15 protein-coding genes are annotated in these 13,973 nt (G+C 44.5%); 11 read left to right on the top strand and 4 right to left on the bottom strand.

Annotation, left to right across the window (positions count from 1 at the left end; genetic code table 11):
• The first annotated feature begins 3 nt into the window (after positions 1-3).
• From CHX35_RS14010 to CHX35_RS13995, 4 genes are all read left to right on the top strand, one after another.
• Positions 4-987, top strand: a complete 984-nt coding sequence (locus tag CHX35_RS14010; protein WP_091838384.1) for an alpha-ketoacid dehydrogenase subunit beta — start codon at positions 4-6, stop codon at positions 985-987.
• Positions 988-1,050: 63 nt separating this feature from the next.
• Entirely contained in the window at positions 1,051-2,376 is a 1,326-nt protein-coding gene (locus CHX35_RS14005; RefSeq protein ID WP_091838383.1) for a dihydrolipoamide acetyltransferase family protein, read from the top strand.
• 262 nt (positions 2,377-2,638) lie between these two features.
• On the top strand, positions 2,639-3,571 hold the full coding sequence (locus tag CHX35_RS14000) for a Vps62-related protein (protein WP_176392092.1): 933 nt from the start codon (positions 2,639-2,641) through the stop codon (positions 3,569-3,571).
• Between the two features lie 212 nt (positions 3,572-3,783).
• Positions 3,784-4,074, top strand: coding sequence for an SAV0927 family protein (locus CHX35_RS13995; RefSeq protein WP_091838381.1), 291 nt, complete (start codon positions 3,784-3,786; stop codon positions 4,072-4,074).
• Between the two features lie 88 nt (positions 4,075-4,162).
• Here CHX35_RS13995 and CHX35_RS13990 read toward each other — a convergent pair whose 3' ends face one another.
• From CHX35_RS13990 to CHX35_RS13980, 3 genes are all read right to left on the bottom strand, one after another.
• Positions 4,163-4,906 (bottom strand): YheC/YheD family protein, encoded by a 744-nt coding sequence (locus CHX35_RS13990; RefSeq protein WP_176392091.1) that lies wholly within the window; start codon positions 4,904-4,906, stop codon positions 4,163-4,165.
• A gap of 131 nt (positions 4,907-5,037) precedes the next feature.
• Positions 5,038-5,547, bottom strand: a complete 510-nt coding sequence (locus CHX35_RS13985; protein WP_091838378.1) for a DUF6143 family protein — start codon at positions 5,545-5,547, stop codon at positions 5,038-5,040.
• Between the two features lie 19 nt (positions 5,548-5,566).
• Positions 5,567-6,592 (bottom strand): YVTN family beta-propeller repeat protein, encoded by a 1,026-nt coding sequence (locus CHX35_RS13980; protein ID WP_091838376.1) that lies wholly within the window; start codon positions 6,590-6,592, stop codon positions 5,567-5,569.
• 863 nt (positions 6,593-7,455) lie between these two features.
• Between CHX35_RS13980 and CHX35_RS13975 the strand changes: the two genes are divergently transcribed.
• The 7 genes from CHX35_RS13975 (at position 7,456) to bluB (ending at position 13,792) form a co-directional block, all read left to right on the top strand.
• Complete coding sequence (locus CHX35_RS13975) at positions 7,456-9,111, top strand: acyl-CoA mutase large subunit family protein (protein WP_091838374.1); 1,656 nt, start codon at positions 7,456-7,458, stop codon at positions 9,109-9,111.
• A 23-nt stretch (positions 9,112-9,134) separates the two neighbouring features.
• Positions 9,135-9,545: a cobalamin B12-binding domain-containing protein gene (locus tag CHX35_RS13970; protein WP_091838373.1), complete on the top strand. Its 411-nt coding sequence runs from the start codon at positions 9,135-9,137 to the stop codon at positions 9,543-9,545.
• Positions 9,542-9,985: a methylmalonyl-CoA epimerase gene (gene mce, locus CHX35_RS13965; RefSeq protein WP_091838371.1), complete on the top strand. Its 444-nt coding sequence runs from the start codon at positions 9,542-9,544 to the stop codon at positions 9,983-9,985. Before CHX35_RS13970 ends, mce begins: the two co-directional genes overlap by 4 nt.
• Before the next feature lie 10 nt (positions 9,986-9,995).
• Positions 9,996-11,525 (top strand): acyl-CoA carboxylase subunit beta, encoded by a 1,530-nt coding sequence (locus CHX35_RS13960; RefSeq protein ID WP_091838369.1) that lies wholly within the window; start codon positions 9,996-9,998, stop codon positions 11,523-11,525.
• A gap of 20 nt (positions 11,526-11,545) precedes the next feature.
• Positions 11,546-11,854 (top strand): hypothetical protein, encoded by a 309-nt coding sequence (locus CHX35_RS13955; protein ID WP_091838367.1) that lies wholly within the window; start codon positions 11,546-11,548, stop codon positions 11,852-11,854.
• Positions 11,855-11,937: 83 nt separating this feature from the next.
• Positions 11,938-13,062 carry a M20/M25/M40 family metallo-hydrolase gene (locus tag CHX35_RS13950; protein ID WP_091838365.1) on the top strand — a complete coding sequence of 375 codons (1,125 nt, stop codon included), beginning with the start codon at positions 11,938-11,940 and terminating at the stop codon, positions 13,060-13,062.
• Positions 13,063-13,135: 73 nt separating this feature from the next.
• The gene (bluB, locus tag CHX35_RS13945; protein WP_091838363.1) at positions 13,136-13,792 is read left to right on the top strand and encodes a 5,6-dimethylbenzimidazole synthase; all 657 of its coding nucleotides are present in this window, start codon (positions 13,136-13,138) and stop codon (positions 13,790-13,792) included.
• 7 nt (positions 13,793-13,799) lie between these two features.
• Here bluB and mciZ read toward each other — a convergent pair whose 3' ends face one another.
• Complete coding sequence (mciZ, locus tag CHX35_RS13940; protein ID WP_091838361.1) at positions 13,800-13,937, bottom strand: Z-ring formation inhibitor MciZ; 138 nt, start codon at positions 13,935-13,937, stop codon at positions 13,800-13,802.
• Positions 13,938-13,973 lie beyond the last annotated feature (36 nt).

Genomic DNA, 13,973 nt, shown 5'->3' with positions numbered 1-13,973 from the left:
TCCATGCCGGTCATTTCCTATATTGATGCTGTAACCCAGGCGTTGCGAGAAGAGATGCAACGAGACGAGAAGGTTTTCGTTCTTGGTGAGGACGTTGGTGTCCGGGGCGGAGTCTTTCGCGCTACGGATGGTTTATATAAAGAGTTTGGAGCCGAACGGGTGATTGATACGCCTTTGACTGAATCAGCGATTGCCGGTGTGGCAATCGGTGCATCGGTTTATGGAATGCGTCCCGTGGCAGAGATGCAATTTGCTGACTTTATCATGCCTGCGTACAATCAGATTGTCTCCGAAGCAGCGAAGATGCGCTATCGCTCTAATAACGACTGGCATTGTCCTTTAGTCATTCGTGCTCCCTATGGTGGAGGAGTACATGGAGCCTTGTATCATTCCCAAAGTGTAGAAAAACTTTTTGCAGGAGTGCCAGGGCTTAAAATTGTGATGCCTTCCACTCCTTATGATGTAAAGGGGTTGCTAAAAAGTGCGATCCGCGATGAGGACCCGGTACTTTTCTTTGAACATAAACGATGCTATCGACTGATTAAGGGAGAAGTTCCGACGGAGGATTATACCGTGCCGATTGGAAAAGCGGAGGTAAAGAGAGAAGGGGATGATGTGACAGTGATCTCCTACGGCCTCAGCCTCCATTTTGCCCTGAAAGCCGCGGAGGATTTAGAAAAAGAGGGAATTAGCGTGCACGTGTTAGACCTTCGTACCATCGTTCCCCTGGATAAGGAAGCGATTTTAGAGGCGACTGCTAAGACAGGGAAGGTCCTGATCGTGCATGAGGATAATTTGACAGGTGGATTTGGTGGAGAAGTTTCTGCTTTCATTACAGAGAATGCCTTTTTTGAACTGGATGCACCGATTCGCCGTTTAGCGGGTCCTGATGTACCAGCAATGCCCTATAGTCCCCCACTTGAAAAAGAATTTATGTTAAACCCTGAAAAGGTGAAGGATGCCATTCGTGAATTAGCAGAATTCTAAGGGTGTCCCTAGCATGCTGGATAAAGGAAGCACTTTGGGTGTTTGTGAGGAGGTAAGTAGCTGATGGCAACGGATATTACTATGCCCCAATTAGGGGAAAGTGTGACAGAGGGAACAATTACCAAGTGGTTGAAGGCACCAGGAGATTCCGTTGATAAATACGAACCGCTGTGTGAAGTGGCTACCGATAAGGTGAACGCAGAAGTGCCCGCAGTGATGAGTGGTACTATGACAGAGATTGTAACAGAGGAAGGAGTCACCGTTGCGGTGGGGGAAATCATCTGTCGCATCGATGACGCGCAAGGCAAAGGTGGAGAAGGTGCTTCGTCTGCAAAAAAAGAGGAGCCGGCTTATGATCATGCTGGAACAACAGCGAGATCAGATTCAGCAGCCTCACATACAGAAACGAATAGCGATTCTTCGATGAAACGACGCTACTCCCCTGCTGTGTTACAACTTGCTGAAAAACATCATATCGACTTAGAACAGGTGGATGGGTCTGGTCGAGGAGGGCGTATTACTCGGAAGGATATTCAAAAAGTGATTGAATCCGGTGGTACAAGTCAAAGGCAGCCATCGACTACACCGGAAGTTCCATCCATGAAGCAAGATGAAACGAAAGAAGCAACCCCAACCTTTAATCAAAAAGAGAGTACACCGGTTCAAACGTCAACTCCTTCCCATGGACTTGAACCAGGGGATACGGAAGTTCCCCTGTCGAGTGTCCGTAAAACCATTGCCCAACGTATGGTGCAGAGCAAACACGAGGCTCCCCATGCGTGGACAATGGTGCAAGCGGATGTAAGTGGGCTGGTGAAATTGCGAGAAAAACTCAAAGGCGATTTCAAAAAGCAAGAGGGGATATCTCTTACCTACATGCCCTTCTTTATTAAAGCGGTTGTCGATACTCTCAAAGAGTTTCCAAAAGTGAACGCAGTCTGGGGTGGCGATAAGATCATCCTAAAAAAGAGAATCAATATTTCCATTGCGGTTGCAACAGATGAAGCTCTTTATGTGCCCGTGATTAAGGATGCCGATGAAAAGAGTATTCTTGGCATTGCAAAGGCAGTGCATCATCTGGCGGAAAAAACACGAGCGGGCAAACTAACCATGGATGATCTTGCGGGTGGCACCTTTACCGTCAATAATACAGGTTCCTTCGGATCGATTGCTTCCCAACCGATTATTAATCAGCCCCAGGCGGCGATTATCTCGATGGAATCAATCGTGAAACAGCCAGTTATCAAAGACGATATGATTGCTATCCGTGATCTCGTCAATTTGTGCCTCTCCCTAGATCACCGTATCTTAGATGGGTTAATGGCAGGACGGTTCCTTGCGCGTGTGAAAGAGCGGCTTGAAGCCTATACGCCAGAGTCCACGATCTAAATGAAATAAGCAGGAAAAATTGAACTGAACAACAAAAAGCCTTTCTGATTTAAATGAAAGGCTTTTTGTCATGGTTACTTCTCTGGTGGAGAATCGTAAGATCGATTTTTCAACAAAAATTTACAAAATATTATACTTTTTTTGGTTGATTATGTCTGATAAAATTGTGAAAATAGCTTTAGTAGAGGGGAGTGATCGAGGACAAAAATGAGGTCCATGAATGCAATATATTGATAGAAGATTCGGATAAGGAGTGATGAGTATGATGCGTAGGATTGCGATCGGGTTTCTTCTCTTTTTTTTGGTAGGTTCACATGGAGCGTTAGCAAAGACAAGCTCTGTGAAATCCTCTTCTTCAAAGGAACCGCAACAATTGATCGAGACGTATGCACCTCGCTTGATCTTTGATCAATCGGAAAACTATTATCCGTTATCAGTGGATAACTCATTTATGTATTTGGAAAGAGAGATGCGCGATGGACAGTACTCACTACGGACCATCGAAAAATTAAAATCAACAAATTCAAAACTTTCATTCTTTAAAGGCGATCTCTCTGCATCAAAGGTTTATGCCTATTATATCAAGCGTTCCGATAAGGTTGTGGATATTGTCTATTGGATATTCTATCCTTACAATGAAGGGAAAAAAGTATTTTGGTATACGATCGGTAATCATGTTGGTGATTGGGAGCACGTTACCGTACGGTTAACGGATCAAGTTCCGACCCATGTGTATTTCTCAGCTCATAGTGGTGGAGAAAGCATGTCATGGAAGGATACGCCGAAGACCCAGGATACTCATCCGGTTGCCTATGTAGCACGTGGCTCCCATGGCATGTATAAAAATAAGGGCAAACATGTTTATGGCTTCTCGCTTGGACGGTTGATCGATGTTGTGGATTACACAAGTGATGGGGTCATCTGGAATATATGGGAGAAGAATGGGTTATCAACCTTTACCTCAATGGATAACGGTCAGACATATAGTCCGAGCCCATCGTGGATGAGAAGGGACTTTTCCTCTACCATTGAAGGTAAGAATGAGAAGGATCCAACGGGCGGTGCCATCAATCGTTGGGGGAATGCATCACAAGGTACATGTTTTGGATCAGAATGCGAGTTAAATTCTGGTCCGACGGGCCCCTCAGCGAAGGATTCAATTATGCGGAATTCGCCAGATAATCCCGTGAACTAAAATCCATATCGGCTGCCTGTCCCCCTTGAGATACAGTGAAAATCTTCTAGTAACTGTATCGTTAAGGGGATTTTTGTGAGGAATTTTTTCGTATAGGGTTTGATATAGTGAGGAAGAAGGAATGTTCGAAGTAATAGGGGAACCTAGGAAAGAGTGTAAGAAGGCAGGGGAGCAATCGGGTGCAGAGCTCTTATCAGAGGGAGGGGTTATCCATGGCATTGGACTACTTACTTGATGAGACGGAAAAACCAGTTGTGCGTCATGTCTGCCTTGCTGCAAAGGTAAACCGTTACGATTTTTCCCTGATTTACACCCATAAGTTTTATGGTGGAAAAACCATGGTTGCGTGCTTACAAAGTGGTAAACTCCTGTTGATGGATAAGGATGATCTTTTGACCGGCGATTGGGTAGAGAAGCTCGGGGTGGAAAAAGATGATGTGGAGGTCCTAAAGGCGTTTCTTGATTCAGCATTGGATGAAGAGATGATGCGGCAGGAGTATTAAAGTAGATCCACAATACAAGAATTTGTATACTGATACAGATCGGGAGCTGTAATATGGCCCCCGATTTTTTATTGGGTAATTGTCCCTACTAAGTTCGTTTGGTATTGTGATTTTTTAATTTCCTATATATTTTTCGACTAATCATCTTAAATGGTTTATAGTTTGGGTTAGCAATATTTATTTCATAAATCCATAATTTATAACGTTTATCTATTCCTATATCAATACCATATTGATTACGATTAGGATAATACTTACTTATAACCTTAGAGGCTTGTAACGAGAGGTTAATTAGTTTCTTTTTCATTTTCTTTACTGCATGCGGTTTTAGATGAAGATGGTACGATAAGAACTCTTCCAATTGCATGACGAATCCGCTTTCGGAAGGATCAGTCAGCTGGTCATCTTTATAGGTAACTCTAACTAACATGCCACCTATTCGCCAACCTTCACGATGGCGTATTGTATGAACGCGTATATCAAAAGGGTCCCCACTAATGGTTCGACTTGTAATTCCTTGCTGAATGACATATGAATTTAAATGATTTCGATTTAATATCTTGAATAATCTTTTTTTGTTGGGTAGGTGCATGATATTCTTTGCATTAGGTGTCCTTAGAAGAAATGACTGATTGGATGTGCATTTAACCACAAAAATATTTCGCCCACCATAGCCAACTCTCTTTTTTATATAAAAATATTTATATTGATGGATCACCTTATTTAAATTACTTTTGTTCATAATTAATGTTAACGGAAAATGCCGTTTTGTGATGCGGTTCTGAGTTAAAGCTTTTGCTTGAATATACTTATCTCGCAATGGATATGACAAGATTTTTTACCTCCGTGTTAGGCTAGCGTTGAATACACGAATTGATTTTGTGCAATATTAAGTATTTTGCGCTTCCAATTGATAAATTAGAAGCGCAATGAGTAAAAATGGTGGGTAATGAATTTTCTAATTTATTTTTCCCACCATTCAAATCCAATCCTTGCTGTTACTTTTTGCGGGCTACTTAGGAAAAAGAGATAGGATGTCCCAGGTGTTATTATCACTTTTCCACTAATTTGACCACTGGTTACAGATTGATTAGAGGGTACTTGCCTGTCGATAATGTTTAATCCGCCTCTTGGGAATTGTGTCACAGAAGAATTGAATTGAAATTTACCTTTAGCGGGCCTTGTAGTATCTAGCTTTAGATTTCCAGTTTGTATAGGGTGAGGTTGTCCTGGAGGGGTGGCATTAGCAAAACCATTTGCAGTAAAGGGTGAAGTAGAAAGATTAGTGAGGTTGAAAAAATCTAAAAACAGACAAACCTTGGAGTTAGCTGGGTTAAACAAACGAGCCCAAGCAAAAGTTTTTCTTCCAAAGGTTAACAGGGGAGTTAATCCTATATAATTTCTCCCTTTTGAAGATTCGAAAGAAGATTCAGGTATACTCACGACCTTTTTAGAGCGAATAACCTTTCCCAATAACAACCCCTCCAACTTTTTAGCGTGTTAGCATAAATCCTTGAACGGGTCTTCTACCTACAGAAATGGTGTCAATCACTCTGGGTCTCCCAGGCACACGAATTACTGAGACAGTATTTGAACCAGCATTCGGAATATAGAAAAATTTACCATCTGCTGTGAAACGCCCGATACCAGGCCTTCTACCAACTTTAACAGTATTGATTACGTTGTTTGTTGAAACATTAATGACTGAAATGGTATTTCCTCTCGTATTGGCCATGTAATACAGTGAACCATCTGGGGAGAAGATTCCTACACGAGGGGCTCTACCCACTCGAATCGTCTTAACCACTCGTAATGTAGAGGCATTCACAGCAGATATTGTATTCGCAAGGGTATTACTTACATAGATCGTTTTACTGTCGGGTGATACGTAATTTTTTGTGGGTCCTCTACCGACTCGAATTGTTTTAATTACTTGATTGGTCGCTACTTCGATTACGGATAAGGTGTTTGATCTTCTATTACAGACATATACAGACTTCCCATCCGGAGAAACTCGAGCTTGAAAGGGACCATTACCCACTCGAATTGTCTGGAAGAGCCTACTTCTCGCTACATCGACGACGGAGACGGTATTCCCCCCACTATTTGGGACATAGTAATACTTCCCGTCAGGTGTAAAACTGGAGGTTTCAGGCCTTCTACCCACTTTAATCGTAGCGATGACGCGACCTCTTGCAATACTAACGACTGAAATATTATTTGACCCTCGATTCACAACATAAATGGTTTTCCCATTTGGGTTAAAATCGATGTCGTTAGGAGTTTTTCCTACTGCAATGGTGTTTACTACTTTATTGATTCGAGTGTCGATAACAGAAATATTATTCGAGCCTCTATTGCCGATATATAGAAAGCGTAGGTTGGGGGATTCAGTAATATCATAGGGACGTCTTCCGACTTTTAATGTCTTTACTACACGATTGATGGCAGTGTTAATGACTGATACATTATTTGACCCGGCATTATTCACATAAAATATCCCTTTTCTTATGTTCATTCATTAACCCCTCTTTTTTAGGATGTATCCTTCTGTTCTCCTAATATATTCAGAGGGGATCCACTCTCTTGTACTAGTAACTAGTTTTGTAAGTAAATGATCTGCCTAAATTTAGATAAATATTTTGCATAATTAATAAAGTCTAATTAATTATGCAATAAAAAGACGACCCCATTATGGGGTCGCTTCTCGTCGTTCATTGAATCCCGATGATTTCATCATAGACGGCAATGCATGTGACAAGTACCAATAGAACTGTGAAAGTACCGCCGATCAATAGGCCCGGTTTGTTGCTCATTTTTATGTTCTTCCGGGTGCCCATGACGGCTAGGATGCTGAGGAAGACCAGGATTACTGTCATATACATGGTTGTTCACCCGCTTTCCAGTCCACATTTCAAAAGTTGAGGGAATCTACAGTCATCGGAAGAGGTGAAAGCGCTTCCGAATCCACGCAAAAGAGAGCGCAGAAGGCCCTCTACTCACTATTTGCATTATACCCAAAACCTGCGAACTTTCAATAGCCAATCAGCTTCTCACGTATTTTTATCCAAAAATGAAGAATGTACTCGTTAAGACGGTAGAGATCAGTAAGGTAAAGACTAAGACAAATACGACAATTCTTATCCAGCGTGGATTCATTTTTAACCACCTCAAGCCTTTATTTTAGTGTAGAAGGTACAGGTTGTCCATCATAATACTAAGGGGAAATCCCGGCAAAGGCATGTGATTTTTGATATATTAAAACTGATAGCGCTTTACTCGTTGGAAGAAGGCCATTAATGAATGTATGCTGATGGTAATTAAGAATGTTTCAACCAGGCCTGATTTGATTAGTCATGGAATTTGGAAGGAGAGAAATGGGTGACTACGAAATCCTTTACGGAGTTGTACAAAGAATGGGAAGAAAAAACCCGTCAACTCCTTCAAAAATATCCAGAACAAAAAGAGCGTTTTGAAACGCTTTCTGGAATTGAAGTGGATCGGCTTTATACCCCCAAGGAAGTATCCGAACATTTTCAAGAGAACATTGGGTTGCCAGGAGAATTCCCGTATACTCGGGGGGTTCGTCCAACGATGTATCGTTCCCGACATTGGACGATGCGACAATACGCTGGGTTTGGCTCAGCAGATGAAACCAATAAGCGATTTCGCTATCTTTTAGATCAGGGGCAGACGGGACTTTCAGTAGCCTTTGATCTACCGACACAGATTGGATATGATTCTGATGATCCAATGGCGGCGGGTGAAGTAGGGAAAGTCGGCGTTGCGATTGATTCCTTAGAAGATATGGAGCGCTTATTAGCAGGGATTCCGCTTGATCGTGTCAGTACATCCATGACCATCAACGCCCCGGCTTCTGTTCTTTTGGCAATGTACATTGCAGTCGGTGAGAAACAAGGGGTTCCGGCAAATCAATTAACCGGTACCATTCAAAATGATATTTTAAAGGAGTACATTGCAAGAGGGACGTATATCTATCCACCGAAACCCTCTATGCGATTAATTACCGATATCTTTGCGTATTGTGCAGAGCATGTTCCGCGCTGGAATACGATTAGTATCAGTGGTTATCACATCCGCGAAGCAGGTTCCACCGCGGTACAAGAAGTGGCATTTACGTTAGCGGATGGTATCGCTTATGTTCAGGCCGCTTTGGACGCTGGCTTGGATGTCGATCGCTTCGCACCCCGGCTCTCATTCTTTTTTAATGCACACAATCATTTCTTTGAAGAAGTTGCAAAGTTTCGTGTGGCCCGACGGATTTGGGCACGTGTCATGAAAGAGCGCTTCCATGCAAAGGATGTCCGATCGCTACAGTTACGCTTTCATACCCAGACAGGCGGCTCCACCCTTACCGCCCAGCAACCGGATAATAATGTTGTGCGCGTGACGATGCAGGCACTTTCTGCTGTACTCGGGGGAACGCAAAGTCTTCATACCAACGCTCGGGATGAAGCGCTGGCATTACCTACAGAGGAATCGGCTCGCGTTGCCCTGCGTACCCAACAGATCCTCGCTTATGAAACCGGTGTCACCGATACGGTCGATCCATTGGGCGGCTCTTATTATGTTGAAGCCCTTACGGATGCAATTGAAGCCGAAGTACAGGCTTATCTCGATCGGATTGATGAGATGGGCGGCGCTGTGACCGCTGTGGAACAGGGATACATGCAACGTGAAATTCATCAAGCTGCACTCACCACGCAAAAGAAAATCGAATCAGGTGAAGAAATTGTGGTAGGGGTCAATCGTTATCGTTTGGAAAATGAGCAGCAACCTGCCTTGTATAAACCCGATCCTGCCATTCAACATCAACAATTAGATCGGTTACAAGTCCTGCGTGAAAAACGGGATAACGAAGCAGTAGAAGAGGCGCTTACCAAATTGAAACAAAGTGCTACGAGTGATGTGAACTTGATGCCGCTCATTATTGAAGCGGTTAAAAGTTATGCGACGGTAGGCGAAATTTGTAACAGTTTGCGAGAAATTTTTGGCGAATATCAACCGAATGTGTAAGGGTAAAGGAGTGAATGAAAACGATGAATCGACCGATACGGGTATTGGTTGCAAAACCTGGGTTGGATGGTCATGATCGAGGGGCCTTGATCATTGCCCAATCCTTACGGGATGAAGGAATGGAAGTGATCTATACCGGGTTGAGACAAACCCCTGCTCAAATTGTTGCCACAGCGATTCAAGAGGATGTGGATGTGATTGGACTCTCTTGTTTATCCGGGGCACACAATGAACTCTTTCCTGAAGTCACCCGTCGATTAAAAGAAGAAGAGGCATCGGATATTTTAGTGGTTGCAGGGGGCGTCATCCCACAAACCGATATCCCTTTCTTGTTGGAGCAAGGTGTCGCGGGGGTATTTACTGCCGGGACTTCAACAAAGGAGACCGCTGATTTTATTCGCAAAGCGGTTGCAGAGAGAGGAGATCGACAATGAGCGAATCCCTTGACCTCAAAAAAATTGATCATATCGGGATCGCTGTTCGAAGTTTGGAAGCGTCGCTTCCTCTTTATCGCGATATCATGGGGTTAACTTATCTCGGAATGGAGACGGTGGCGAGTGAGCAGGTTCGCGTCGCTTTTTTTAAGCTAGGAGAAGCCAAATTGGAATTGTTGGAGCCGACCTCTGAAGAAAGTGCGATCGCCCGTTTTATTGAAAAAAAAGGGGAAGGACTCCATCATGTGGCTTTAGGTGTAGAGGGAATTGATGGGGAACTGAACAAACTATCCGAGGCAGGTCTTCGTCTTATTCATGAACAACCGAAACGTGGTGCAGGGGGTGCTCAAGTCGCTTTTGTGCATCCTCGTTCAACCGGTGGGGTGCTTTATGAGCTATGTGAACCAGTCTTAGACGATCAATCGCGTCAGAAAGGGTGAACAGGAGACGATGTACAAAAAAATCGATGAATTACATGAGCGCCGGCGGCGTGTCGAATTAGGTGGAGGAGATCGTCGCATTCGTGCTCAACACGATAAAGGAAAATTAACCGCTCGGGAGCGGATTGATCTGTTGCTAGATGAGGATACCTTTGTCGAATTAAACCCCTTTGTAGAGAACACCAGCACGGACTATGGTGAAGCACCGGGAGAAGGTGTGGTTACCGGTTATGGCAAAGTGAATGGACGCGATGTGTATCTGTTTGCCCAAGATTTTACGGTGTTTGGAGGCGCTCTTGGCGAGTACCATGCCCTTAAAATTGCGCGTATTATGGATCTTGCAGCGAAGAATGGCGCGCCTATTATCGGACTCAATGATTCAGGGGGTGCACGTATTCAAGAGGGGGTTCTTTCCTTAGATGGGTATGGCCATATTTTCTATCGCAATTCCATTTATTCAGGAGTAATCCCTCAAATATCAGTGATCATGGGACCTTGTGCTGGAGGAGCGGTCTATTCCCCTGCGATTACCGACTTTGTGTTTATGGTGGAAGAGACTAGCCAGATGTTTATTACAGGTCCAAAGGTAATTGAAACCGTAACAGGTGAAACGATCTCCTCAGAAGATTTGGGTGGGGCTAAAGTCCATGGTAGTATCAGTGGAAATGCCCACTTCACCTCTTCTTCAGAGTCTGAAGTGCTCAATGAAGTTCGGCGACTGCTCTCGTTTCTTCCGCAAAACAACGTGGAAGACCCCCCGCGAATTTACGCGAAGGAAACAGACGATTGGGTAGAGGAATTAGCTGAGGTGGTTCCGGTAGAAGGAACCAAAGTCTATGATGTTCGTGGGGTGATTGATCGCGTAGTGGATGATGGCGAGTTTATGGAAGTGCAAGAGAAGTTCGCCAAAAACATTGTGGTTGGATTTGGTCGCATCGGAGGTCGTCCGGTCGGTATTGCCGCAAACCAACCAAAGGTCATGGCAGGAGGGTTAGATATTGATTCCTCTGATAAACTAGCCCGTTTTATTCGCTTCTGTGATAGCTTTCAAATCCCTGTCATTACTTTTGTTGATGTAACCGGATTCTTCCCGGGCGTCAATCAAGAACATCGAGGCATTATTCGCCATGGGGCGAAAATCCTCTATGCATACTCTGAAGCAACCGTGCCAAAGATTACCGTGATTACCCGAAAAGCATTTGGTGGTGCCTATGTGGCGTTAAATTCCAAAGCGATCGGGGCGGATATGGTTTATGCTTGGCCAGGTGCTGAAGTGGCAGTGATGGGGCCAGAAGGAGCCGCCAACATTATCTACAGTCGTGAAATTGCCGATTCAGATAATCCGACGGCTACCCGCACGGAAAAAATCGATGAGTATCGTGAGAAATTTGCTAATCCTTATGTCGCGGCATCAAAGGGCATGGTGGATGACGTGATCGATCCTCGTGAAACGCGTAAAAAACTGAAACAAGCCCTTGAGATGTTAAAGAATAAGCGAGAGACGCGTCCAGCGAAAAAGCACGGCAATATCCCATTATAAGGAAGAAGGGGGGTACTCCATTGGCACAGGAAGAGAAGCCGCTTGTACTACGATTGATGGATCGAGGCACAGGCAACGAACCTCCCCGCTTGCAACATCGAAAAACAACCGGAGCAGTGATGATTCGCCCCCGCCGCAAATTACGCATGTTACGGGCATATGATATCAAATTTATCCGCGGACCACAGGATCGCTCTCCTTGGAGAGAAGAGGGGCGTTATGAAGCTCACCGCCAACGAGATCTGATCCAGCGTAAAGAATGGAAGGAAAGGACTCGATTCCGATGCTCTCCCCATGGGTGGAGGGATTCACTTCAGGGCCGTTGGTAAGAACGAGGCAAGGATGAAAGGGTGGCTCACTTTTAGCCGAGAAGGATATGATACTTAAGTAGGGTGAAGGAGTGTACACATACATGATTGATGAAAAACGACTGCTTGATGAATTTATTGAACTGGTAACCACCGATAGCGAGACAGGAGAAGAACGTCAGATCTGTGATCTCATTACGGAAAAGTTGCAGGCACTCGGCTTTGCTGTAACGGAAGATGATAGTGCGAAACAAACCGGCCATGGCGCAGGGAACCTGATTGCTACCATAGAAGGTACTGAACAAGGTGCACCTTGCATTTATTTCACCAGTCACATGGATACCGTTGCCCCAGGGAAAGGCATTAAACCACAAATCGAAGATGGATGGATCACTTCGGATGGAACGACGATTTTAGGAAGTGATGATAAAGCAGGGTTAGCAGCGATTTTTGAAGGTTTACGGACGGTCAAAGAGCAAAACCTTTCCCATGGTAAAATTCAGCTCATTATTACAGTAGGAGAAGAGTCTGGATTAGTAGGTGCCAAGGCATTGGATCGCAATTTGATCGAGGCGGATTTTGGTTTTGCAATGGATTCGAATGGTCCAGTCGGCGACATTGTTACCTCAGCGCCTTCACAGGTCAAGATTTTGGCTAAAATCCACGGAAAAGCGGCTCACGCAGGCGTTAACCCTGAGAAGGGGATTAGTGCGATCCAGGTTGCCAGTCGAGCCATCAGTAGAATGCCCTTGGGCCGGATCGATGAGGAGACGACTGCCAATATCGGTTGGTTCCGTGGCGGTACGGCTTCCAATGTGGTAGCTGAATATGTAGAGGTTTTAGCAGAGGCGCGGAGTCGCGTTCAAGAGAAGCTGGATTCGCAAGTGCAAAAAATGACCAAAGCCTATGAGACGGCAGCTGCAGAGTTTGGTGCCATTGTTGATTTGGATGTCGATGTCATGTACCCCGGATTTAAATATGATGAGTCCGATCAAGTCGTACAAAAGGCCATTGCTGCTGTTGAAAAAGTGGGTCGAAAGCCAAAACTATTGGCAAGCGGTGGTGGCAGTGATGCAAATGTCATCGCAGGGCATGGAATTCCTACCGTCAATCTAGGAATTGGTTATGAGAACATTCATACCACCAGTGAGAAAATGCCGATCGCTGAGTTGAACAAGGCGGCAGAATTGGTTGTTGCCCTGATCGATGCTTCGAAAACGAAATCATAACGACTTCTTACCAACTTCTTAGGAAGTTGGTTTTTCTAGACAATTACAGGCGTTATAGAGGGAGTGAGAAGACGTGACATCTTTTAACAGTGAAGAACGAGAATTGTTACATCGGATTCTTCGTGCACGTCGAGATATCCGTCACTTTCGACCGGACCCAGTGCCAGAGGATATGTTAGCACGGATTTTGGAAGCGGCTCACTACGCACCCTCCGTTGGTTTTAAACAACCATGGAATTTTATCTTAATTCGCTCGATGGAAGTGCGGAGCCAAATCAAAAATTTATTCGAAGAGGCAAATAAAGAGGAACTTGAAAAGTTGTCTGGGGATGAACGGAGTGATTTATATTCCCGCCTAAAGTTAGAGGGCATTATGGAATCACCCCTCAATCTAGCAGTGACTTGTGACCGAGATCGTGATGCTCCCTTTCACTTAGGTCAAGGTCAAATGCCCGAGATGGATTTATACAGTACCTGTCTTGCAGTGCAAAACTTATGGCTAGCTGCTCGGGTAGAAGGGATCGGGGTGGGATGGGTAAGTATCATTGATCCAGAAAAGACAGCAAAGATTCTTGGGCTTCCCAACCACATTCAATTGGTCGCCTATCTTTGTGTGGGCTATCCCATTGAATTTAAAGATCGACCCATGCTTGAAGAAGCTGGCTGGAAGTCCCGCCTAAACTTAGCGGATTTGGTATATGAAGACCGTTGGGGACAGCCTGCGAAATAAAGTCGATTTATCGGCGCTGATGACATCGTCGGGAAAGCCATTCCTCTAATGTCAAGGGATGCTTTGCCATTTGTCGCAGAAGGGCTCTTACTTGCCAGCCCTTGCCGACCACACAAAAATGTTTTTCATCCATGATGGTTTTCATGATCTATCCCTCCTGACGAAGCGATCTTGTTCATCA

The sequence above is a fragment of the Marininema halotolerans genome (assembly GCF_900116235.1).
GTDB classification, from domain to species: Bacteria; Bacillota; Bacilli; order Thermoactinomycetales; family DSM-45169; genus Marininema; species Marininema halotolerans.
This window is presented reverse-complemented; position numbering and strand designations above follow the sequence as displayed.

What these genes read in the sequence shown, in the direction of transcription:
- mce (WP_091838371.1), top strand. Translation starts at nt 9,542, where the DNA reads ATGAGCGAATCCCTTGACCTCAAAAAAATTGATCATATCGGGATCGCT.
- CHX35_RS13970 (WP_091838373.1), top strand. Translation starts at nt 9,135, where the DNA reads ATGAATCGACCGATACGGGTATTGGTTGCAAAACCTGGGTTGGATGGT.
- mciZ (WP_091838361.1), bottom strand. Translation starts at nt 13,937, where the DNA reads ATGAAAACCATCATGGATGAAAAACATTTTTGTGTGGTCGGCAAGGGC.
- CHX35_RS13980 (WP_091838376.1), bottom strand. Translation starts at nt 6,592, where the DNA reads ATGAACATAAGAAAAGGGATATTTTATGTGAATAATGCCGGGTCAAAT.
- CHX35_RS14000 (WP_176392092.1), top strand. Translation starts at nt 2,639, where the DNA reads ATGATGCGTAGGATTGCGATCGGGTTTCTTCTCTTTTTTTTGGTAGGT.
- CHX35_RS13995 (WP_091838381.1), top strand. Translation starts at nt 3,784, where the DNA reads ATGGCATTGGACTACTTACTTGATGAGACGGAAAAACCAGTTGTGCGT.
- CHX35_RS13960 (WP_091838369.1), top strand. Translation starts at nt 9,996, where the DNA reads ATGTACAAAAAAATCGATGAATTACATGAGCGCCGGCGGCGTGTCGAA.
- CHX35_RS14010 (WP_091838384.1), top strand. Translation starts at nt 4, where the DNA reads ATGCCGGTCATTTCCTATATTGATGCTGTAACCCAGGCGTTGCGAGAA.
- CHX35_RS13950 (WP_091838365.1), top strand. Translation starts at nt 11,938, where the DNA reads ATGATTGATGAAAAACGACTGCTTGATGAATTTATTGAACTGGTAACC.
- CHX35_RS14005 (WP_091838383.1), top strand. Translation starts at nt 1,051, where the DNA reads ATGGCAACGGATATTACTATGCCCCAATTAGGGGAAAGTGTGACAGAG.